The organism is Arthrobacter sp. ES3-54, from assembly GCF_029504395.1.
Classification (GTDB): Bacteria; Actinomycetota; Actinomycetes; order Actinomycetales; family Micrococcaceae; genus Arthrobacter.
Window position 1 is genome coordinate 147,885 of the sequence record NZ_JAQFIF010000003.1, and the last position, 21,207, is coordinate 169,091.

The window sequence follows — 21,207 nt, forward strand, 5'->3', positions numbered from 1 at the left end:
CCACACCATGAGCTACGGAGTTCCGGCGGCAGAGCCGTCCGCAGAGGTCCCGGTATGCCCCAGGCACCCGGACCGGCCCGCCTATGTGCGCTGCCAGCGGTGCGGGCGCCCTGCGTGCCCCGACTGCCAGCGGGCGGCCGCCGTCGGATTCCAATGCGTTGACTGTGTCAACGAAACCAAACGCACAACGCCGACAGTCCGAACCGTCTACGGCGGCGCCGTGACCGCCGGCAAGCCTGTGGTTACTTACGTGATCATCGGGCTGTGCGCCCTTGTCTATGCACTGCAGTGGATAGTTCCCAACGACGGGATCTACCAGCAACTGGCTTACGCTCCCGCCTTGACTGACGTTGAACCGTGGCGGCTGCTCACCTCAGCGTTCCTGCACTCGCAGGGATTCCTGCTCCACATCGTCCTGAACATGTATACGTTGTGGATTTTCGGCCAGATCCTTGAGCCGCTCCTTGGCCACGCCCGCTTCCTGGCCATCTACCTGCTCTCGGCCGTCGGCGGCTCGGTCGGGTTCCTCCTGCTGACCCCGGTGTATCCCGTGAACGGCCCCGTGGGTCTCGTGGGCGCCTCCGGCGCCATTTTCGGTTTGTTTGGCGCGTTGCTGGTGGTCCAGCGTCAGCGCGGCGGAGAAGTCCGCCAACTCCTGGTCCTGATCGCCATTAACGGCGTCATCGGTTTCATGGTGCCCCAGATCGCCTGGCAGGCCCATCTCGGCGGCCTCGTCACCGGTGCCCTGAGCGCCGCTGTCATTGCATATACCCCCCGCGGCCCCCGGCAGACCCTGCTGCAGGCCATCGGCTTGGCCGGGGTCCTTGCCCTCGTGATCGTCGTGTCCGTCGTCCGGATGGCCGGCGCCAGCGTTTAGCCCGTTCCTTTAGCCCGCGCGTGCCGATGTCCCGGCCGCATTCAGCGGCCTGGTTTTGCTGTCCGCACCACCCATCACTCTCCCCGTGGGTCCCCTCCTCGCTTCCCAGAGGAGGGGACCTTTGCGCGTGCCATCTTGGGCCGAAGCCGCAACGCCTAAATTCATTCACATCGCCTAAATTCACAGGTGCCGCCCGAAAAGTTTTCCACAACGGTTATCCACATTGTTAATAACTTACAACCGTGTAGTTCACGGTGGCTGCCCGGATCTGACCGCCCGAGCTGGCGATTTTGCCGTGGCCAAGTGATGCGGCCAGCCTGATCTCCACACCTGTGGATAACTTCTGTGGGCTGCCCTGTGAGTAAGTGGACAACTTTGATCCGCGGGCCCGCACCTTCCGCCGGCCGGAACCACGCCTTTCGCCGTCCCTGTTGCGCGGCAACTGCCGCGCAACAGTCGCGTCGTCTACGTCGCACTGCCCCTACCCCTAGTGTTGCCGCTGCTGGCGGATGCGGGGCGCCACAGAGTCCGCCTGTAGGAAAGCACGGTCCCTGGGATAGCCGCTGTGTGTTTCAACAGGTTATTCACAGTGTTAATAACTTGTTGGTCGGACTCTCCGGGGGAACTAACCCGGCTCATGGCCCCACAGCGGGGGTCGCGGCTCCCAACCTCCCGTTGTTATCCCCAGCTGTGGATAACTTGTGGGTAGCGGCGTGTTATTAAGTGGATAACTTGCCCGGTGCCTTGCTGGCCGGCCGAGCGGCTTCATTCGGGGACCGGGCCTGCCAAAGGAGGACGCCGCGGCGCCACGCGAGGTCTGATTGGGCCCGATGGATGGCCTGCCGGACTTCTCCACAGGCAATCCACACTGTTAATAACTTACAACTCTGTAATTCAAAGCCAACCGGGGATCTCATCATCCGCGCTGGACCCGGCTGTGGCCCTTAAACCGAGCCGAAACGCACGAGGAGCCGGAAACTTATAAACAGTGTGGATAAGTTTCCCCAGACTTGTGCACAGCTGTGGATAAGGTCGGGTCACCCCCGACCCGACTGTCAGTGCGGCCAGACGCCTGAGGTTCCGCGCCGGTGGCTGTCCAGCAGATGGGTGTCCACCATTCCGATAGCCTCCATGAGCGCGAACATCGTGGTGGGCCCGACGAAGGCGAAGCCCTTCTTGCGCAGCGCCTTCGAGAGCGCGATGGACTCGGCCGAGGTGGTGGGGACCTGGTCGAGGGAGCCGGGCCGGGGGGTGGCCGTAGGCTGGAATCCCCACACGAAGTCAACCAGGCCGCCGTCGTCCCTCAACGCCAAAGTAGCCCGGGCATTGGTGACGGTTGCCTGGATCTTCAGCCGGTTCCGGACGATCCCGGCATCGAGCATGAGCCGCTCCACATCGGCGTCTGTGAAGAGGGCCACGAGTTCCGGGTCGAAGTCCTTGAATGCCGCGCGGAAAGCGGGCCGCTTGCGCAGAATGGTGGCCCAGGACAGGCCCGCCTGGAACCCCTCGAGGCTGATCCGTTCGTAGAGGCCCTGCTCATCCCGGACGGGCATGCCCCACTCGTTGTCGTAGTACTCGCGGAGCATGGGATCAACGGCCGCCCACGCCGGCCGCGCCAGTCCGTCGTCGCCAATGGTTGAGCCGCTTACTGCCGGGGTCATCTGGATTCCTTCGCTGGGGCCGGATTGGTGTCGGGGTTTAACGACGGCGGGCCGGCACACTGTGTGTACCGGCCCGTCAGGGAATTGCGCCACGGGGGCCTGGTTCAGGAACGCCAGCGCGTGGTCATCAGGAAGCCGATGATCGCGATGCCGAATCCGGCGACGATGTTCCACGAGCCCCATGACTGAACCGGGAAGGCGCCCTCGGTGATGTAGAACGTGATGATCCACAGCAGGCCAATGATCATCAGGCCAAACATGACGGGCTTGAACCAGACCGGATTGGGCTTGTAGGACTCCGCAGCAGAAGTCGGCGGGGCCACACGGGCAGTTTTACGCGGCTTCGAGACGGGCACTGATCCTCCTTGGCGGGCTGGAACAAAAGCGGCAACGTGGCTTGATATCCTGCAGGAAGTGAGCCCCGCCGGCCAACGCGCTCTTGGTCAGGTTTGAATTCTTTTATCGGAGCCAATTCTAGCTGTAGTTCCGGACACAACGTGGACCCCGCAATCACCCAGGAGGAGAACCCGCAGTGCTGCAGTTGGAGCAGGGATCGGGCCCGGCGGTCCGCAGCCGCCGCGGTCCGCTCCTGCGCGGCGTCCAGATCGCGGGCGAGCTGCTCATGAGCGCGGGCGTTATTCTCCTGCTCTTTGTGGCGTGGCAGTTGTGGTGGACGAATGTCGCCTCCGATGCCCGGCAGCGCGACGTCGTGAAGGACTTTGCCCGCGGGACGGCAGACGGCAACGGCCCGACTGCCGCTGCCCCCGAGCCCGCCGTTGTGCCCAAGCCTGCCGTTGCCCCCGAACCGGCAGAGGGCGCGACAATCGGCATTCTGTATGTCCCCCGGTTCGGCGCCGGCTACACGCGTCCCATCGTTCAGGGAACCACGCCGGCGGTGTTGGACACCCTGGGCATCGGGCACTACCAGGGCACGGCAATGCTGGGGGCCGCGGGAAACTTCGCCGTGGCCGGCCACCGGCAGACTCACGGTGCAGTCTTGGACCATATAGACGCCTTGGTGCCCGGGGACCGGATCTACGTGCAGACCCGCGAGGGCTACTATGTCTACGTGTTCCGGAACAGCCAGACAGTCCTCCCCTCGCGGACCGATGTACTGTTGCCGGTGCCGACGCAGCCGGGCGCCGCGCCGACGGAGAGCTACCTGACCATGACAAGCTGCAACCCGCGGTTCGGCTCCCAGGAACGCTTTGTGGCCTACGCCTTGCTGGAGCGGTGGCAACCTGTTTCCGCAGGCCCGCCGGCTGAAATTGCGCAGGCGGCCCGCGCGGCCAGGGAAGGCTGACGGATGTATGGCTGGCTTTTCCGCCACCTTCCCGGTCCCTTGTGGCTCAGGATTGCGACTGCGCTGGTGCTGGCGGCCGGAGCACTGGTATTGATGGTTCAGTTCCTTTTTCCCTGGCTGGCGCAATTTACCCAGTTAACAGATTCAACGATTGGTTCAGCAAAGCACCCATGAGTACAACCAAGATCCTGGTCGTAGACAACTACGACAGCTTTGTCTACACCCTGGTCGGCTATCTCCAGGAACTCGGTGCCGAGACCACCGTGGTCCGCAACGACGACGTCACGCTCGCCGAGGCGATCGAAATGGCCGAGGCACGGGACGGTGTCCTCATCTCTCCCGGGCCGGGAAATCCCGCCGGGGCCGGCGTCTGCATTGAGCTGATCAAATGGTGCGGCAGCCATGACAAGCCCATGCTGGGTGTGTGCCTGGGCCACCAGGCGCTGGCGGAGGCCTACGGCGGAACGGTGACGCACGCTCCCGAACTGATGCACGGCAAGACCTCCCTCGTCGAACACCACGGAACCAGCGTGTTTGCCGGGCTGCCGTCTCCGCTCACGGCCACCCGCTACCATTCGCTGGCCGCCGTCCGCGAGAGCATCCCGGAGGTCCTGGAGATCACCGCGGAAACGGGCACAGGGGTTGTGATGGGCCTACAGCACCGCACCGCCCCGCTGTGCGGGGTCCAGTTCCACCCGGAATCTGTCCTGACCGAAGGCGGCTACCAAATGCTGGGCAACTGGCTTGAGTCACTGGGCATGGCCGGCGCCGCTGAACGGGCAGCGGACCTGAGCCCGCTAATCAAACACTGACCCGACCGGCCTAGGGGAACAGGCCTTCCAAGACCGCGTCCTCCTTGGACGTGGTCTTGGTGGGCGTCGGCGTCGGCGTGGGCGTGGGCGCCGGCGACGGGGGCGGCGCTGGTGCCTTCGCCACGGTCACGGTGATGGTCTTGCCCTGTTCCACGAGCGAATCCGCGGCATCGGACTGGCCTGTCACCTTTCCCGGCGCCACTTGGGAATTCTCCACTTCGGTGGCGTTGAGCTTCAGGCCCTGCGCCGTCAGTTTCGCCTCCGCCTCCGCCCTCGGGAGCCCGATCAGCTGCGGCACAGCCACCTTCCCGGTGGAGACGACGATTTCGACGGCGTCCGCGACGGCCACGATCTGGCCCGGGGCCGGGTTCGTGGTGATGACGATGCCGACCGGGACCGTGGGATTGTTGGACATCTTGGTGGTGAGGGAGCCCGTCAGTCCCGTCTGGTGCAGGAGATCGCGCGCCGCCGCCTCCGTCCGGCCGGGCAGGTCCGTGGGGATGGTGATCGCGCTGGGGCCTTCGGAAATGTTGAGGATGATGTCCGAGTTGGCGTCCATGGAACTTCCCGATGCCGGCACGGTGCCAATGGCGGTGCCCTTGGGGATGCTCTCGTGCTGCAGCCGTTGGAGCTGTGGCTTGAAGCCGGCGTTGTACAGCCTTTGCAGGGCTTCTGATTCCGTCAGGGACGTCACCGTGGGAACCAGGACCTTGGTCGCCTGCGGCGGGGCCTGATTCATGATGTTGTACAGCCACAGTCCGCCCCCGGCCAGTACCAGCAGCGTGAGGACCACCAGCGTGGCGATCCAGGTGCGGCGGCGCGACTTCTGGCGCGGAGAGTGCTCGCGTTCGACCGGCAGCGCCAGGGGCAGGCTGCCGGTGTCCGCCGTGCCATAGAGTTCGGTGCCTGCGGGCGGCTGCTCGTCGTCGGGCGATTCCTCGGCGGGCCGGAGCCGGCCGCCGGGGGAATCGTCGAGGAACTTGGCCCCGGTCAGCGAGAACGCTGCCGTGGGCGCCAAGGGATCATGCCGGGGAACGGCGTTGGTGGGGTCGGTGGGGGCCTCACTGGCGGCCGGTGCCGTCACCGGAACGCCGCTGCGCGCGGCCCGCAGGGCGCGGCGGAAGGCGGCCGCGTCCTGGAAACGGTCCGCGCGGTTCTTTTGCAGGGCCTTCATCAACACGCTGTCCAGCGCGGCGGAGACGTCGGGGTTGAGGCTGCTGGCGGGCTCGGGGATCTCCCGAACGTGCTGGTAGGCCACAGAGACGGGGCTGTCGCCAATGAACGGCGGCCGGCCGGCCAGCATTTCATAGAGAAGGCAACCTGCGGAGTAGAGATCGCTCCGCGCGTCGACGGTTTCGCCCCGTGCCTGTTCGGGGGACAGGTACTGGGCTGTGCCCACGACGGCCTGCGTCTGCGTCATGGTGGCCGACGAGTCCGCCATGGCGCGGGCGATCCCGAAGTCCATGACCTTGACGCTGTTCGAATCCGGGCAAAACATCACGTTGGCGGGCTTGATATCGCGGTGTACGATTCCGGCCTTGTGACTGTAGTCGAGCGCAGACAGCACGCCGAGCGTGAAGTCGATCGCCTGATCGATGGTGACATCCTTGGCCCGCACCATGTCGCGGATCGTCTTGCCGGAAACCAATTCCATCACGATGTAGGGCACCCGGACGCTGTCATTGTGGTCACCGGGGACCGCGTGGTCCCCGGTGTCGAAAACAGCCACGATCGAAGGGTGGTTGAGTGCCGCGACAGCCTGGGCCTCGCGCTTGAACCGCGCCTGGAACTGTGGATCCCTGGCTAGGTCGGGGCGGAGCAGCTTGACGGCCACGGTGCGTCCCAGCCGGGTATCGACGCCGCGGAATACGTCCGCCATGCCGCCTCGGCCGATCAGCTCACCCAGCTCATAGCGCCCGCTGAGGACGCGCTGCGTGTTCGCCGGGCGTTCCTCCCTGTGCGACGGAGTGCGGGGTGTATTGCTCATGATTGTTTAGGGTCCGGACTTGGTAGGTGAAGGTGTTGAGGCAGTGGCTTCGGCGAGGTGGTAGGTCACGACGCTGCCGGCGGTCACCTTGGACCCGGAAGGAGGCGACGAGCTCACGAAAGTGCCCGGATCTTCCTTCTTGTTCGTGGGACCGACGTCGGCTCCCTTGGCCCAGCGGAGCCCGGCATCCTGGATGGCCTGCTGGACCTCAGCCTCGCTTGCGCCTGCCTTGATGGACGGGACGGAAACCATTTCCGGTCCCTTGGAGTAGCTGACGGTGATGGTGTCCCCGGGCTGGACCGCACCGGAGGGATCAATGTTCGTGACCGTGCCCGGCGTCGCGTCGTTGACAACCTCGGAGCCGGTGACTTGCAGCCCCTTGCCAATCAGTTCGTTGCGGACGTCGTTGTACGGCCGCCCCAGATAGGCATCCGGAATCAGGTTGATGGCTGCCGGAGTGGACTGCGTGGGCGTCGCTGAGCTGGGGGTGGGGGTGGGGGTCTCGGAGGGGGACGCGGACGACGCCGAGGGGGTGGCACTGCTGGGCTTAGCGATGCTGGACGTGGCACCGGTGGTGGCCGGCGCCTGCGAGGGGAAGAGATTGCCGGCCTGGCTCAGGACCACGCCGGCCAGGACGAACACCACCAGCAGGATCAGCGCAATGAGCGGCCAGGTCCACGGGCTGCGGCCGCGGCGCTTCGGTTCCTCCTCCGGTTCGTCGTAGTCTTCGTCCTCCTCTTCCTGCACCCAGCTCCGCTCGGCCGCCAGGGCATCGGCGCGGTTGAGCGCGTTGCGGGCACCGTAGCCGCTGGCGGCGGCAGCACCGGCGGCCAGGCCGGCCGCCGCGCCAGCACCGACCGCGCCAACGACGGGCAGCGCGGAAGTTGCGGACGTCGATTTGTCCTCCGCGGCGCTGGAGCCAATGACGCTGGTGGCCGCCGTGGGGACGTCGACGGGGGCCGTGATGGGTCCGGTGGCTGCCTCGAAAAGCAGCATGCCCGGCACAGCCGCGTGTGCGGCGGCGATATCACCGTTGCGGATGGCCTCGGCTGCCTCGGACAGCTTGATGGCGTCGGCCGGGCGGTTCTTCGGATCCTTTGCCAGCATGGACATCAGCAGGGCGCGGACCGGCCGGGGCAGCGTGTCCGGCAGCGGCGGCGGCGCGTCGTTGACCTGGGCCAGCGCGATGGCAATCTGGGATTCCCCTGAGAACGGCCGGTGGCCCGTGAGGCACTCGTAGCCGATCACACCAAGGGAGTAGATGTCCGAGGCTCCGGTGGCTGTCTGCCCCGTGGCCTGTTCCGGTGCCAAGTACTGGGCGGTGCCCATCACCTGGCCGGTCTGGGTCAGCGGAACCTGGTCGGCCAGGCGTGCGATGCCGAAGTCGGTGACCTTGACGCGGCCGTCCGGGGTGATGAGCAGGTTCCCCGGCTTGATGTCGCGGTGCACCAGGCCCTGCGCGTGGGCGACGGCCAGGGCACGAGCCGTCTGCGCCATCATCGAAAGGGTGCGGTCCGGGGAAAGCACCTGTTCGTGCTCGATGATGCTGCTCAGCGGCTGGCCAGGGACCAGTTCCATGACCAGGTAGGCCGAGCCTTCCTCCTCGCCGTAATCGAAGACGTTGGCGATGCCCACGTGGTTCAGGAGGGCGGTATGGCGTGCCTCGGCGCGGAAGCGCTGCAGAAATCCGGGATCACCCGTGTATTCCTCCTTGAGCACCTTGATGGCGACAATGCGGCCAAGGATCAGGTCTTTGGCTTTCCAGACTTCTCCCATGCCGCCGATCGCAATGCGCGTGGTCAGCTGGAATCTGCCGCCGAGGGTGATTCCCGAAGTAGGCCTCACTTATTCAACACCGCCTCAAAAATCTTCTTCGCGTTCGGACTGGTTAGGTTTGCGCCAGTGGTGATGTCTACGCCTTCCATGACGATGGTGACAGCCACTTGCGGGTCATTTGCCGGGGCAAACCCGGTAAACCATGAGTTGTTCAGGCCGTTGCCGAGTTCCGCGGTACCGGTCTTGCCGGCCACCGGGACTCCGGGCACGGCCGCCCTGCTGGCGATGCCGTCGTCGACGACGCTGACCATCCACTCGTTGATCTGCCGCGCGATCTCCGGAGTTGTGGCGGTGCGCAGAGCCTGGGGTTTCGGTTCGTTGATCGCCCGCAGGTCAGGGGCGCGTACGGCCTTGATCAGGTTCGGCTGCATCTGCACTCCGTCGTTGGCGATCGCCGCCGTCATCGTGTTGATCTGGAGCGGAGTGGCCCGGACGTCGCGCTGGCCGATCGAGGACTGCGCCAGCCCGGCGTCGTCCAGCGGTTCGCTCGGGAAGAAGCTTGGCGCGTGGTCCAGCTTCAGCTGGTCGCCGAAGTCCTGTCCGAAGCCGAACTTCTCCGCCTGGTCCCCGATGGCCTTCTGCCCCAGATCCGTGGCGATGCTGGCGAAGGGCGTGTTGCAGGACTGCTGCAGGGAAAACGCGAACGACGCCGTGGAGCGGGTATAGCAGTTGCCGCCCGCGTAGTTGGGGAGCTTGTAGTCGATGCCGGGGAATGACATCTCCGCCGGGTTGGGCAGAACGCTGTCCTTGTTGTACTTGCCCGAGTTCAGCGCCGCGGCCGTGTCAATGAGTTTGAAGACCGAACCGGGTGCCAGCAGCGCCCCGGTGGGGCCGCTGACGTTCTGGTTCAGGTTGATTCCGGGAACCTTGTTCAGTTCGGTGTAATTTGCCGCTTCGGCTGCCGGATCCTGGGTGGCAATCAGGTTGGGGTCATAGGACGGTTTGGAGACCATGGCCAGGATCGCGCCGGTCTTCGGGTTGGTGACCACGATCGAACCGCGCTGGCCGTCAGGGATGAGGTCGTAGGCCAGCTTCTGGATCTTGGGGTCCAGGGTCAGCTCCACGGACGCGCCCTTGGGCTGGTTGCCGAGGAACAATTGGCCCACCCGGTCCAGGAACTGCTGGTCCGAGCTGCCTGCCAGCTCGTCGTTCATCGACTTCTCAAGCCCGGTGAGGCCGTAGTTCTTGGAGAAGTATCCGGTGATGCCCGCATAGAGCTCGGGCTGGGAGTAGGTCCGCTGGAATTTGCAGCTCTCCGTGGCAGGAACAGACTCTGCCACCGGGGTGCCGCCGACAATGATTGCGCCGCGGTCGTTGCAGTAATTCTGCAAGATGGCGCGCCTGTTCCAAGCATTGGCTTTGAGCTCGTCTGCGCCGACCACCTGCACGTAGCTGAGCGCGCCGAAGACCAGCACGAACATCGCGATGGCGGCGATCCATGAATTGCGGATGGCCTGGTTCACAGCTGTTTCACCGCCTCGGTGGGTGCGTCGGGACTGGTTCGGGGATCCGGTGCCGGTTTGGAGGGCAGCACGGGAAAGTTTTTGCGGATGCCCGGTTCCTGGCCGGGCGGCAGCGGTGTTGTATCCACCGGACCGCGCGCGGTGTGGGAAATCATGAGCAGCAAGCCCACAATGATCCAGTTCGCCAGGAGTGAGGACCCGCCGGCGGCGAGGAACGGCGTCGTGAGTCCGGTCAGCGGGATGAGGCGCGTGACGCCGCCGATCACCACAAAGCACTGCAGCGCGATCGCGAAGGAGAGCCCGGTGGCGAGCAGCTTGCCGAACGCGTCGCGGGTGCCCAGTGCGGCGCGGAAGCCCCGCGTGAACAGCAGCAGGTACATCAGGACGATAGCGAAGACGCCGATCAGCCCGAGCTCCTCGCCGAATGAGGCGATGATCATGTCACTGTTGGCAAACGGGACCAGGTTGGGCCGGCCCTGGCCGAGACCGGTGCCCACCAGGCCGCCGTTGGCCATGCCAAACAGGCCTTCGACGATTTGGAGGCTGCCGCCGAACTGCCGGCCGTAGACCTCATCGGTGAAGGCGTTGAGCCAGCCGTCGATCCGCAGTGCGACGTGTGAGAAGACCCGGGCTGCCACGAAGCCGCCCACCACAATCAGGACCAGACCGATGATCACCCAGCTGATGCGGCTCGTGGCGACGTAGATCATCACCAGGAACAGGCCGAAGAACAGGATCGAGGAGCCGAGGTCGCGCTGGAAGACCAGTACGCCGATGCTCACGAGCCAGGCGGTGATCATGGGGCCCATGTCCTTGAACCGCGGGAACTGCACGGGGCCGATCTTCCGGCCAGCCAGCAGGATCAGGTCCCGGTTCGAGGACAGGTACCCGGCAAAGAAGATGGCGAGCGTGATCTTGGCAATTTCACCGGGCTGGAAGGTCATGGAACCGATCTTGATCCAGACGCTGGCACCGAGGACCTCCCCGGCCGAGACGCCGGGAACCAGCGGCAGGATCAGGAGCACAGCGCTGATGGCCAGCGAAATGTAGGTGAAGCGTCGCAGGATCCGGTGGTCCTTGAGGAACCAGATGACCGCAATCGCGACCGCCATAGCAACCAGTGTCCAGCGCAGCTGGTTGTTGCCGGTGTCTTCGCCCACCCTGTCCAGCCGGTGGATCATGGCCAGGCCCAGCCCGTTGAGGGCCACCACAAGCGGAAGTATTACCGGGTCGGCATATTTTGCGCGGATCCGCAGGACCACGTGGAATGCCAGGGCGGCTGCTGCCAGCAGGCTGGATTGGAACCAGAAATCGGTATCGAACGCTTTTTGCCGGTCTACGCCCACGAGGGCCTGGGCGCCAATACCGACAGCGAGGGCAAGGACCAGGAGAACCAGCTCCACGTTACGTCGTGGCCTGGGCACGGGGTCGATGGGTGTCATTTGGCCACCTCGCAATTCGTAGTCGGGGTGGCGGAGGGTGAGGGTTTGGCCGTCCCCGCGGAGGCCGTGGCGCTTGGCGTCGCCGTGGCGCCTGGCTTCGCCGCCCCTGCGGAGGCCGTGGCACTTGGCTTGGCCGTCCCTGCGGAGGCCGTGGCGCTTGGCTTGGCCGCTGCACCGGGGGTGGCGCCGGCTGCCGTCGCTGTGGGGGACGGGGTGAGGCATTCATCGGCCGGGGCGGTGGTGCCGGTGCGTTCCAGATTTTTGACGATCCGCTGCGCGTCGTAGAGATCGCGCGCGGGCACTGTCTGCCGCACCCGCTGCTGCGAAAATTCGGGAAGGTCGGACATCTTGATATCGGTCACCGCTTCGAGGGTGGAAAGCTGGATGGGCCCGAGGCGCTGGGAGACGCCGTTGAAGATGGCTACGTGCTGATCGTGCTCGCCGATGTAGTAGCGCGTCTGCGTCCAGGCGTAGCCAAGCCACAGTCCGACGGCCAGCAGCGCGACGATCGCGGCGGCAATGGACACCGTGAGCCACCGGCGCGGCCGGCCGGTGGCCCTGAAGTCGTCGGCGTCCTCCCGGTCCTGCTCCGACTTGTGCGTGAGGACCGTGGCCGCGCGTCGGGCCACGGTGCGTCCGGCGATTGACGGAATGGACCCCGATTCCGCTGCTGCGGCGGCGGCCCCGACGAGTTCGTGGGGGCGCATGGAAAGCTCTTCACGAAGGACTTCAGCCGAGAGGTGTTCGCCCAGGTGCGGGTCGGTGCTGGTCTCTGGTTCCTTGCTCCCGGCATCCTCCTGCGCGGCAGCGGCCGGTGTGCCGTCAGCCGAGGCCCCAGCAGGGGCAGGGTCGGTGGCCGGCCGGCCCGATGCACGCCCGTCCGCGGCCTGGGCAGCGGACCCGGCATCGTCCTTTTTCCCGGACTCGCCGGCGGACTTCGCGGCACCAAACGTGCTGCCGGTCAGCGCTCCGGCTGCCGCGGCGGCCGTCGAGGTCCCGGCGGCCGGCGCGGGCACGACGTCGACGGCGGCGGTCCGGACGTCATCGCGAGTCGGCTCGGCGATGTCGAGCACCACCACCGTCACGTTGTCCGGGGCGCCCGCCTCCAGCGTCAGTTCAACCAGCAGATCGGCGCATTCGTCCAGATCCTTCGTCTCCCGGATCGTGCGCTCCACGACGTGGCCGGCCACATAGTTCAGGCCGTCCGAGCACAGCAGCCAGCGTTCTCCGGCCTGGACAGCCAAGGTGTCGAGGTCCAGCTCCGGGCTGGCATCGACGTCCCCCAGCACACGCATCAGGACGTTTTTGTGCGGATGCGTCTCGGCCTCTTCCGGGCGCAGACGGCCCTCGTCGATGAGCCGCTGGACAAAGGTGTGGTCAATGCTGACCTGTTCGAACTCGCCGTCGCGCAGGCGGTAGGCCCGTGAGTCGCCAATGTGGGCGAAGTGAAGCTTGCCCTCCGCCAGGAGGAGGGCCGTGACCGTGGTGCCCATTCCGGCGAGCTTGGGATTGATGTGCACCAGCTCGGACAGCAGGGAGTTGGCCGTCTGGATTTCGTCGGCGAGGACGGTGCCGGCGTCGCCGTCGTAGTCATCATGATCTAGGTGGATCATGTCCAGGACGGTCGCGGCGGAGGCGACGTCGCCGCCTGCATGGCCACCCATGCCGTCGGCAACCACGGCGAGGTGCCGGCCCACGTAAGCGGAGTCGTCGTTCTTGGCGCGGATGCGGCCGACGTCTGAACGCGCGGCGTAGCGCATGATGAGCGGCCGCTTCAGGGGCGTTGTTTTACCTTCGGCCCTGTCTGCGGGGCGATCCGGGGCAGCCATGGCTACGGCCTCAATTCAATGACCGTCTTGCCGATTCTCACGGGGACGCCCAGCTCCACCGGGAGGGCCCGGGTCAGCTGCTGGTCTGCCAGATACGTGCCATTGGTGGAGCCGAGGTCCTCGATGAACCAGCGGCTGCCTTGCGGGAACAGGCGGGCGTGGCGGCCCGAGGCGTAGTCGTCCTCCAGAACGAGGGTCGCTTCCTGCGCCCGGCCAAGGAGGATTGGGCTGGCCGCTAGGGGGATAGTGGTGCCCTTGAGCGGTCCCTCGGTCACCACCAGCTGGCGGGCCTGCTGTTTGACGGGGGCGGGCGCGGGCTCGGCGAGGGCCGGATTCTTGCGCACCTGGCGTGCCGTTGGGGCCCCGGCGGCCGCCTTGCGACCGATCATCAGGTCGCGCCGCATGGCAGAAACAATGCTGAAGATCAGCACCCAGAGGAGGATAAGGAACCCGAAACGCAGGGCCGTGATGGTCAGTTCGCTCATGCGCGGCCGCCTGTGTTGGCGGGCAGAAGGCGGAAGATGATTTTGGTCCGTCCCATCATGATCGTGGCGCCGTCAGCAAGTTCGGCACTGCCGCCGATCTTTTGGCCGTTGACGTAGCTGCCGTTCGTGGAGCCGAGATCGATCGCCTGGGCCGTACCAGACCCCGTCCGGATTTCCAGGTGGCGGCGCGAAACGCCGGTGTCGTCAATGAGGATGTCTGCTTCCGAGGACCGTCCGAGGACAATCGCCGGCGCGTTCAACGAGTAGCGCTGACCGTCGATGTCCAGTACGGGTTGAAGCTGTGCCGGCTGGCGTGTCGGGGCCGCCGGTACGTTGCCGTGAGCTCCCGGCTGGGCAGGGGCCGAAGGGGCGGAGCTTTTCTCGGTCCGCGAGGTGATGTCGAAATCCCCGGCGCGGTGCTCTTCATCGCGGCGGAAACTGATCCGGACCGGTCCCTGGAGGGTGTAGCCCTGGCTGCGGACATGGTTGATGACGACGTCGCACAGTTCTTCCGCGAGCGGTGTTCCCCATTCCTGGGCGCGCTGGAAGTCGTCGCTACTAAGGAGCACGTCAAAAACGTTAGGGGCCAGGGTGCGTCCCGCGGCGATCGTGATGGCCTTATTGTCCACCTCGGTGCGGAGCCGGCTCGCGATCTCGACAGGCTCAACCTGGGCGCGAGAACCGGTGGAGAAGACTCCGCGGACGGCCTTTTCGATGCCGCGCTCGACTTTGTCCAGCAATCCCATGGTCCTTCTCCTTTCCTGTTGGCTGCAATGCAGCGCTCGTTCCGGAACTCGGTTTCCAACTTTTGCGAGCCCGCGCTCAGCGGACACTCCTACATCAGATACTACTGGGCGTGTCTGGGAATGGCCTCAACGGACGCCGCCGGGCCGCCGCCGAAATGAGCGCCGGCTGCGCCCTGACGTGCGCGAACATCGCCGGCGGGGCCACCCCGGCGGGGCCCAGCGTGACGTTCGACTACAGGGCTTGCCTGGCGGGGACTACACCGGGATCCGGGACCTGGCCGGCTCGATTGGTGTTTTCCCGCGATTGTCCGTTATGCTTGATCTCGCTGCTTTTACGAGGTTGGCGGTCCGGGAAACCGGCCCTATCCGAGTGGAAGAAGTTGCGCGCGAGTGGCGGAACGGCAGACGCGCTGGCTTCAGGTGCCAGTGTCCGAAAGGGCGTGGGGGTTCAAATCCCCCCTCGCGCACGCAATCGAAAGAACCCCGGTCTTCGGACCGGGGTTCTTTTGTTTAACCCACTGATTTCACCCGGGCTGGTCTCGCCCGGCGGATGCGGGCCGGGGGCACTTTGACACGAACACGCCGCGGACACCGGACCCGAAGACCGGAATTGTGTCCAAAGGCGCCCCGGACGGTGAACGGCGGCGATGTCTATGGCTCGATCCTTGAGCCCGCCCTCTAGGCCGCCCGCAGCGCCCCGAGCCCGGCGAGGAGCGCCTCGAGTCCCAGGCTGAAGGCGACGTCGGCCGGTTTTTCATGGCTGTCCTCGGCCAGGCGCTGGACGGCGGAGGTGAAATGCGGTGTCGAGGCGGCCATGGTCCCGGAATCGAAGATATCCGCCGGTGCCGTGACGTCGTAGGCGGAGCCAAAGATGAACGATTCGAACGCCACGATCGCCGGGATGATGCGCTCCTGGGGAAAGCCCGCCCGGCTGAAACCGGCGCTGACGGCCTCGTACATGGCCAGCGTCTTGGGTGCGTCCGTCACAGGCAGCACGGCGATCACCGGGATCAGCGGCGTGTGCTTGGAGAATACATCACGGTAGCTCCAGGCCCAGTCCCTCACCGCTTGCTCCCACGGCTCGGTCTCAAACGCGGCGACGTCCACGAACGACGTCAAGTGGTCCTGGACGAGGACCAGAACGTCCCGTTTGGAGGAGACGTGGTTGTACAGCGCCGAAGGAGCCACATTGAGGGTGCTCGCCAGCGCGGCCATAGTGAAGCCGTCGTATCCGCTCTTGCCGATCAGCTGCAGGGCGGCCGCAGTGATGCCGCCCTGATCCAGAACGGCCGCGGCGGGCCGGCCCACGCGGCGGCGGGGGTTGGCGGCGGGGCTGTGTTGATCTGCGGGGCTGTGCGGATCGGCGGGGACGCTGGTTGCTGCCGTCATTCCGGGCCTTTCTTTTTCTAGCTCTGCTGTCAGTTGCGGGACTTAGCCCATTCTGCCCCCAACTTTACGGGCGAAATTCACTTGGCAGGGGGTCTTCCCTGAAGCGCAGGGAAGGTCTATCATCTAAATGAACGGCATTCATTTAGTGGTCCGCATCACTCTAGCGGCCACGGAGAGGACATCATGCTGGAACTTGACCGCGACGTCGTCGTCGTAGGGGCCGGACCTTCGGGACTGACTGCAGCCCGCGAACTGAAGAAGGCCGGACTCAGTGTGGCGGTGCTCGAGGCACGGGACCGCGTGGGCGGCCGGACCTGGACCGACACGATTGACGGGGCCATGCTCGAAATCGGCGGCCAGTGGGTCTCGCCGGACCAGACTGCACTCCTGGGGCTCCTGGATGAGCTCGGATTGCAGACCTATTCCCGCTACCGCGACGGCGAATCCGTCTATATCGGCGCGGACGGCAAACGCACCTTGTATAGCGGTGACACCTTCCCCGTCGGCGAAACCACCGCCGCCGAAATGGACAAGCTCACGGCCCTGCTGGATTCCCTCGCCGCGGAGATCGGTGCCGAGGAGCCGTGGGCACACCCCAAGGCCCGCGAACTGGACACGATTTCCTTCCACCACTGGCTGCGGCAGAACTCACCGGATGAGGAGGCCTGCAACAACATCGGCCTGTTCATCGCCGGCGGCATGCTGACCAAGCCCGCCCATGCCTTCTCCGCCCTCCAGGCCGTCCTGATGGCCGCCTCCGCCGGGTCCTTCAGCAACCTCACCGACGAGGACTTCATCCTGGACAAGCGGGTTGTCGGCGGGATGCAGCAGGTATCGCTGCTCCAGGCCGCGGAACTGGGCGGGGACGTGGTCCTCGACAGCCCGGTCCGCACCATCAACTGGGCCGAGGACCCGAGCGGGGGATACCGCGTCAACGCCGTCTCGGAACGGGCCACCGTGAATGCCCGCTTCGTCATCATGGCCGTGCCGCCGAACCTCTACTCCAGGGTGTCCTTCAACCCTCCGCTGCCCCGCCGCCAGCACCAGATGCACCAGCACCAGTCCCTTGGCCTGGTCATCAAGGTTCACGCCGTCTACAGCTCGCCGTTCTGGCGGGAGGAGGGCCTCTCCGGGACCGCCTTCGGCGCCGGCGCGGTTGTGCAGGAGGTTTACGACAACACGAACCACGAGGACCCCCGCGGCACGCTGGTGGGCTTCGTCTCGGACGAGAAGGCCGACGCGATGTTCGAGCTCAGTGCCGAGGACCGCCGTCGCGCCATCCTCGAATCTATTGCGTCCTTCCTCGGCGAAAAAGCCCTGGGTCCCGAGGTCTACTACGAGTCCGACTGGGGCTCCGAGGAATGGACCCGCGGAGCCTACGCCGCCAGCTACGACCTCGGCGGCCTGCACCGGTACGGGAAGGACCAGCTGAAGCCGGTCGGCCCCATCTACTGGTCTTGCTCCGACCTCGCGGCCGAGGGCTACCAGCATGTCGACGGCGCCGTCCGGATGGGGCAGATCACGGCCGCCCGGATCGTCGCAGCAGCGGACCGCGCGTCCGTCGCGTCGTAGAAACCCCTAACAGTTCAATTGAGTAAGGAGAGCGGCCAGATGCGTTACGTAGTGGGGTACTCAGCCAATGCCAGAGGCCATGATGCGGTCAATCTGGCCGTCTCCCTGGCCCTCGGGCGTGGAGCAAGCCTGGACCTTGTGCTGGTGGTGCCGGAAGTGCAACAGTTCGGGCACGCCCACGCACCGAACGCCGGCTTCGAAAATCTGCTGAACGAGCAGGCCCAGGAGTGGCTCGACCAGGCGCTGGCGCTGGTTCCATCCAGTGTCCCGGCGCAGGCCCACATCCGCAGCGGCGACTCGGACGCTCACGCGCTGATCCAGGCGGCCGAGGAACTGGGCGCGGACATGCTCATCATCGGCGCAACCAGCAACGGGATCTTCAAACGGTTCACCATCGGGTCGGTGGCCAGCGCCCTGCTCCACGCCTCGACGGTTCCGGTGGCCCTGGCACCGCACGGCTACCACCGCAAGGAGGCCTTGACCCGGATCAGCTGCGGGCTCGGCACCCGGGCCGGTGCCGAGAAGCTGCTCGATTTTGCCCTCGGCATGGCTGTGAACCGGGAGGTTCCGCTGCGCGTGGTCTCGCTGCTGGCGCTCGACGGCGGCGATGCGGCTGGCGCCGCGGAGGCGGCGCGGGAGCTCGCGGCCAAGCACCTGGCCGCCGCCCTGCCAGGCGGCGAGCAGGAGGTCCGGGAGGAGGCGAAGACGGAAGTCGTCGTTGCCCAGGGCCGCAGCATCGAGGAAGCCGTGGATCGCCTGGGCTGGGAAGACGGCGAGGTCCTGCTGATCGGATCCAGCAGGCTGGCCACGAGCCGGTCCATCTTCCTTGGCAGCACGGCCAACCGCATTCTGCGCGCCCTGCCGGTGCCGATGATCGTGGTCCCGAGTGACTATGAACTCAAGCACCCCAACCAGTCGGCATCCAATGACGTTCCCCGAGAGGCAGAAAAATGAGCACTGAACACGCGATGTCCCAAGCGTCGCACCCCGGACAGCAGCCCGGCCAGCGCGACCAGCACGGCCTCAGTGAGAAGGGCCTCAAGGCAGGATCGGTGGGCCTGATTGGCGCCGTCGTCATCGGTATTTCCTGTATCGCCCCGGCGTATACCCTTACGGCGGCACTGGGCCCCACCGTGGCCGAGGTCGGCGTGCACCTGCCCGCGATCTTCCTGGTGGGCTTTATCCCCATGCTGTTGGTGGCGCTCGGCTACCGCGAGTTGAACAACGCCATGCCCGACGCCGGCACGTCCTTCACCTGGGCCTCGCGGGCCTTTGGCCCCTGGATTGGCTGGATGGGCGGGTGGGGGCTGATTGCTGCGACCATCATCGTGCTCTCGAACCTGGCCGCAGTCGCGGTGGACTTCTTCTACCTCATGCTGGCGCAGCTCACCGGCAACGCGGAGCTGGCCGACCTCACCACGAACCTGCCTCTGAACATCGCGACCACGCTGGTGTTCATTGCCCTCGCCTGCTGGATCTCCTACCGCGGCATGGAAACCACCAAGACCGTCCAGTACGTTCTCGTGGGATTCCAGCTGCTGGTCCTTGGCTGGTTCTCCGTGGCTGCGTTCAGCCACGTCGCCAACGGGACTGCCTTTGACGCCACTGCCATTGCCCCGGACTGGTTCAATCCGTTCGCGGTGGGATCCTTCTCCGCTTTTGCCGCCGGCGTTTCGCTGTCCATCTTTATCTACTGGGGCTGGGACGTCACGCTGACCATGAATGAAGAGACCAAGAACCCGGAGAAGACCCCGGGCCGTGCCGCCACGGTCACCGTACTGGTCATCGTGATCATCTACATGACCGTTGCCTTGGCAACGCTGTCCTTCGCCGGCGTCGGCGACACCGGCCTCGGTGCCGGCAACCCGGAGAACCAGGGCAGCATCTTCGCGGTCCTCGCGGGGCCGGTGATGGGCCCGTTCGCCATCCTGATGTCGCTGGCCATCCTGAGCAGCTCCGCAGCGTCGCTGCAGTCCACGTTCGTCTCGCCCGCGCGCACCCTGCTGTCCATGGGCCACTACAAGGCGCTGCCGCAAAAGTTCGGCAGGATCAGCCCCACGTACAAGTCGCCGAGCTATGCCACGATCGCCTCGGCTGTGGCTGCCGCGGCCTTCTATGTCATTACCCGCACGACGTCGGAGAATGCGCTGTGGGACACCATCACGGCTCTGGGCATGATGATCTGCTTCTACTACGGCATCACCGCGTTGGCCTGTGTCTGGTTCTTCCGCGCCGAGGCGTTCAGCGGGACGAAGGCGTTTTTCTTCAAGTTCCTGGCCCCCCTCCTGGGCGGCGTCACCCTGCTGGTCATGTTCGTCAAGACGGCCTATGACTCCATGGATCCCGCGTACGGTTCCGGCTCGTCAATCGGTGGGGTCGGCCTGGTCTTCATCCTGGGCATGGGCGTCATCCTGCTGGGCGTGGTGCTCATGCTGGTGATGGCCAAGCTCCGCCCCGAGTTCTTCAGGGGCAAGGTCCTGTCCCGCGGGCACTGAGTCCGCGGCCGGTTTCAGGAGGGTCTCCGTCCGGCAGCCATTGGAAAGTAAGCACACTTATCAATAGGCTGTCCGGAGGGGGACGTTCCCCCGTTGGAACGAGAACGAGGTGAGAGCATGTCGGATGCCGAAAGCATCAGCAAAGTCACGGACATCATCAACGATTCGCACATCGGAATGTTCACCACCATCAACGAAGCCGGCGCGCTCGTCAGCCGGCCGCTGGCCGTCCAGGAGGTCAAGGACGACGGCGACATGTGGTTCTTCACCTCGGCGAACACCTCGCAGGTGGCCCACATCCGCGCCAACCCGGCGGTGAACGTGTCCTTCGGCAAGCGCACCGAGTGGGTCTCGGTGGCCGGGACTGCCGAAGTGGTGACCGACCGGCAGCTGATCCACGATATGTGGAACCAGGTGGTGGAGGCCTGGTTCCCGGACGGACCTGACACCCCCGAGGTGGTCCTGCTCCACGTCAACTCGGACTCCGCCGAGTACTGGGCCAGCCCGGGCGGCACGGCGGCCACAGTGCTGCAGTGGATCAAGTCCAAGGTCACCAAGAGCCGGATGAGCGTCGGCGAAAGCGGAACGGTCGAGCTCTAGGCCCGCGGAACCGGGCACAGCCGTTTTGGCCGACAGTGTCCTGGCCGCTGACCTCCTAGTCGACGATTTTCAGGCCGGTGCCCCAGTTGAAGGTTGGATACGCGGGGTTGGCCTGCAGCGCCATCACCAGCAGCTGGAAGCCCTCCAGTTCGCGGGCGTGGCGTAGCCCGCCCACTTGGAGCGGACGGAGTCCGGCGGCTTCGGCGAAGGCCGCGACCTCGTTGCGGGCCTCTTCGGAGTCCGAGGCAATGAACACATCCATCGGCGGGCCGCCAGCCGTCACGGAGCCGAGCGGGCCGGCGAAGGTGGTGTTGAAGGCCTTCACCACCCGTGCGCCCGGCAGCAGCGCGGCGATTTCCTCGGCCGCCGACGTCCCCGGGGCGACAACCAGCGAATCGAAGGTCTCGGTGTCGATCGGATTGCTGATCTCCACCACGGTCTTGCCACTGAGGGTATCGCCGAAGTGCGTGGCAACTTCCTTGGCCGGACCGAAGTACAGCGCGAGGACGACGATGTCGCCTTCGGGAACCTCGCTCAGGCCGCCGGGGCTGGTGTCGCCGCCAAGTTCAGCAGCGAGCTTGGCGGCATTCTCCGGCGTCCGGTCCAGAACCTGGACGGAACGACCGGCAGCGACGGCGCGGGTGCCGATCGCCCGTGCCATGTTGCCGCTGCCGATGATCGTGATGTCAGTCATGATGGAACCTTTCCGA

The 21,207-nt window shown here is 65.7% G+C and carries 18 protein-coding genes and 1 tRNA gene; 8 read left to right on the forward strand and 11 right to left on the reverse strand.

The genetic code is table 11. The features are described 5' to 3' along the window. Positions 1-7 precede the first annotated feature (7 nt). Positions 8-877, forward strand: a complete 870-nt coding sequence (locus M2428_RS06565) for a rhomboid family intramembrane serine protease (RefSeq protein WP_277524945.1) — start codon at positions 8-10, stop codon at positions 875-877. Positions 878-1,932: 1,055 nt separating this feature from the next. Here the strand turns inward: M2428_RS06565 and M2428_RS06570 are convergent. Both M2428_RS06570 and M2428_RS06575 read right to left on the reverse strand, forming a co-directional pair. Then, entirely contained in the window at positions 1,933-2,538 is a 606-nt protein-coding gene (locus tag M2428_RS06570) for a DNA-3-methyladenine glycosylase I (RefSeq protein WP_277524946.1), read from the reverse strand. A 104-nt stretch (positions 2,539-2,642) separates the two neighbouring features. Then, positions 2,643-2,894 carry a cell division protein CrgA gene (locus tag M2428_RS06575; protein WP_277524947.1) on the reverse strand — a complete coding sequence of 84 codons (252 nt, stop codon included), beginning with the start codon at positions 2,892-2,894 and terminating at the stop codon, positions 2,643-2,645. Between the two features lie 176 nt (positions 2,895-3,070). On the opposite strand from M2428_RS06575, the gene M2428_RS06580 reads away from it, so the two are divergent. After that, complete coding sequence (locus M2428_RS06580; RefSeq protein ID WP_277524948.1) at positions 3,071-3,841, forward strand: class E sortase; 771 nt, start codon at positions 3,071-3,073, stop codon at positions 3,839-3,841. Between the two features lie 170 nt (positions 3,842-4,011). After that, positions 4,012-4,653, forward strand: a complete 642-nt coding sequence (locus tag M2428_RS06585; protein WP_028278232.1) for a gamma-glutamyl-gamma-aminobutyrate hydrolase family protein — start codon at positions 4,012-4,014, stop codon at positions 4,651-4,653. Positions 4,654-4,663: 10 nt separating this feature from the next. On the opposite strand, the gene pknB is transcribed toward M2428_RS06585, so the two are convergent. From pknB to M2428_RS06620, 7 genes are read right to left on the reverse strand one after another with little or no spacing between them, the layout of a single operon-like run. Further along, positions 4,664-6,640 (reverse strand): Stk1 family PASTA domain-containing Ser/Thr kinase, encoded by a 1,977-nt coding sequence (pknB, locus tag M2428_RS06590; RefSeq protein ID WP_277524949.1) that lies wholly within the window; start codon positions 6,638-6,640, stop codon positions 4,664-4,666. Positions 6,641-6,646: 6 nt separating this feature from the next. Next, entirely contained in the window at positions 6,647-8,485 is a 1,839-nt protein-coding gene (locus M2428_RS06595) for a protein kinase (protein WP_277524950.1), read from the reverse strand. Next, entirely contained in the window at positions 8,482-9,939 is a 1,458-nt protein-coding gene (locus tag M2428_RS06600; protein ID WP_277524951.1) for a penicillin-binding protein 2, read from the reverse strand. Before M2428_RS06600 ends, M2428_RS06595 begins: the two co-directional genes overlap by 4 nt. Further along, positions 9,936-11,381, reverse strand: coding sequence for an FtsW/RodA/SpoVE family cell cycle protein (locus M2428_RS06605; protein ID WP_277524952.1), 1,446 nt, complete (start codon positions 11,379-11,381; stop codon positions 9,936-9,938). Before M2428_RS06605 ends, M2428_RS06600 begins: the two co-directional genes overlap by 4 nt. Beyond that, positions 11,378-13,210, reverse strand: coding sequence for a PP2C family serine/threonine-protein phosphatase (locus M2428_RS06610; protein ID WP_277524953.1), 1,833 nt, complete (start codon positions 13,208-13,210; stop codon positions 11,378-11,380). The genes M2428_RS06605 and M2428_RS06610 overlap by 4 nt, the downstream gene beginning before the upstream one ends. Positions 13,211-13,212: 2 nt before the next feature. After that, positions 13,213-13,695, reverse strand: a complete 483-nt coding sequence (locus M2428_RS06615; protein WP_277524954.1) for an FHA domain-containing protein — start codon at positions 13,693-13,695, stop codon at positions 13,213-13,215. Further along, positions 13,692-14,441, reverse strand: a complete 750-nt coding sequence (locus M2428_RS06620) for a DUF3662 and FHA domain-containing protein (RefSeq protein WP_277524955.1) — start codon at positions 14,439-14,441, stop codon at positions 13,692-13,694. Before M2428_RS06620 ends, M2428_RS06615 begins: the two co-directional genes overlap by 4 nt. Positions 14,442-14,825: 384 nt before the next feature. Between M2428_RS06620 and M2428_RS06625 the strand changes: the two genes are divergently transcribed. Beyond that, positions 14,826-14,908, forward strand: a tRNA-Leu gene (locus M2428_RS06625). Positions 14,909-15,119: 211 nt separating this feature from the next. Here M2428_RS06625 and M2428_RS06630 read toward each other — a convergent pair. Then, complete coding sequence (locus M2428_RS06630) at positions 15,120-15,830, reverse strand: TetR/AcrR family transcriptional regulator (RefSeq protein ID WP_277524956.1); 711 nt, start codon at positions 15,828-15,830, stop codon at positions 15,120-15,122. Between the two features lie 183 nt (positions 15,831-16,013). Between M2428_RS06630 and M2428_RS06635 the strand changes: the two genes are divergently transcribed. From M2428_RS06635 to M2428_RS06650, 4 genes are all read left to right on the forward strand, one after another. Then, positions 16,014-17,402 (forward strand): NAD(P)/FAD-dependent oxidoreductase, encoded by a 1,389-nt coding sequence (locus tag M2428_RS06635; protein ID WP_277524957.1) that lies wholly within the window; start codon positions 16,014-16,016, stop codon positions 17,400-17,402. Positions 17,403-17,441: 39 nt separating this feature from the next. Then, complete coding sequence (locus M2428_RS06640) at positions 17,442-18,356, forward strand: universal stress protein (RefSeq protein ID WP_277524959.1); 915 nt, start codon at positions 17,442-17,444, stop codon at positions 18,354-18,356. Positions 18,357-18,370: 14 nt separating this feature from the next. Further along, on the forward strand, positions 18,371-19,897 hold the full coding sequence (locus tag M2428_RS06645; RefSeq protein WP_277525517.1) for an APC family permease: 1,527 nt from the start codon (positions 18,371-18,373) through the stop codon (positions 19,895-19,897). A 117-nt stretch (positions 19,898-20,014) separates the two neighbouring features. Continuing rightward, the gene (locus M2428_RS06650; RefSeq protein ID WP_277524960.1) at positions 20,015-20,497 is read left to right on the forward strand and encodes a pyridoxamine 5'-phosphate oxidase family protein; all 483 of its coding nucleotides are present in this window, start codon (positions 20,015-20,017) and stop codon (positions 20,495-20,497) included. A gap of 55 nt (positions 20,498-20,552) precedes the next feature. On the opposite strand, the gene M2428_RS06655 is transcribed toward M2428_RS06650, so the two are convergent. Continuing rightward, complete coding sequence (locus M2428_RS06655; RefSeq protein ID WP_277524963.1) at positions 20,553-21,191, reverse strand: NAD(P)-binding domain-containing protein; 639 nt, start codon at positions 21,189-21,191, stop codon at positions 20,553-20,555. Positions 21,192-21,207: the final 16 nt, after the last annotated feature.

Coding starts and splice junctions, on each gene's coding strand:
- M2428_RS06565 (WP_277524945.1), top strand. CDS start 8: ATGAGCTACGGAGTTCCGGCGGCAGAGCCGTCCGCAGAGGTCCCGGTA.
- M2428_RS06570 (WP_277524946.1), bottom strand. CDS start 2,538: ATGACCCCGGCAGTAAGCGGCTCAACCATTGGCGACGACGGACTGGCG.
- M2428_RS06585 (WP_028278232.1), top strand. CDS start 4,012: ATGAGTACAACCAAGATCCTGGTCGTAGACAACTACGACAGCTTTGTC.
- pknB (WP_277524949.1), bottom strand. CDS start 6,640: ATGAGCAATACACCCCGCACTCCGTCGCACAGGGAGGAACGCCCGGCG.
- M2428_RS06605 (WP_277524952.1), bottom strand. CDS start 11,381: ATGACACCCATCGACCCCGTGCCCAGGCCACGACGTAACGTGGAGCTG.
- M2428_RS06610 (WP_277524953.1), bottom strand. CDS start 13,210: ATGGCTGCCCCGGATCGCCCCGCAGACAGGGCCGAAGGTAAAACAACG.
- M2428_RS06615 (WP_277524954.1), bottom strand. CDS start 13,695: ATGAGCGAACTGACCATCACGGCCCTGCGTTTCGGGTTCCTTATCCTC.
- M2428_RS06620 (WP_277524955.1), bottom strand. CDS start 14,441: ATGGGATTGCTGGACAAAGTCGAGCGCGGCATCGAAAAGGCCGTCCGC.
- M2428_RS06630 (WP_277524956.1), bottom strand. CDS start 15,830: ATGACGGCAGCAACCAGCGTCCCCGCCGATCCGCACAGCCCCGCAGAT.
- M2428_RS06635 (WP_277524957.1), top strand. CDS start 16,014: ATGCTGGAACTTGACCGCGACGTCGTCGTCGTAGGGGCCGGACCTTCG.
- M2428_RS06640 (WP_277524959.1), top strand. CDS start 17,442: ATGCGTTACGTAGTGGGGTACTCAGCCAATGCCAGAGGCCATGATGCG.
- M2428_RS06645 (WP_277525517.1), top strand. CDS start 18,371: ATGTCCCAAGCGTCGCACCCCGGACAGCAGCCCGGCCAGCGCGACCAG.
- M2428_RS06650 (WP_277524960.1), top strand. CDS start 20,015: ATGTCGGATGCCGAAAGCATCAGCAAAGTCACGGACATCATCAACGAT.
- M2428_RS06655 (WP_277524963.1), bottom strand. CDS start 21,191: ATGACTGACATCACGATCATCGGCAGCGGCAACATGGCACGGGCGATC.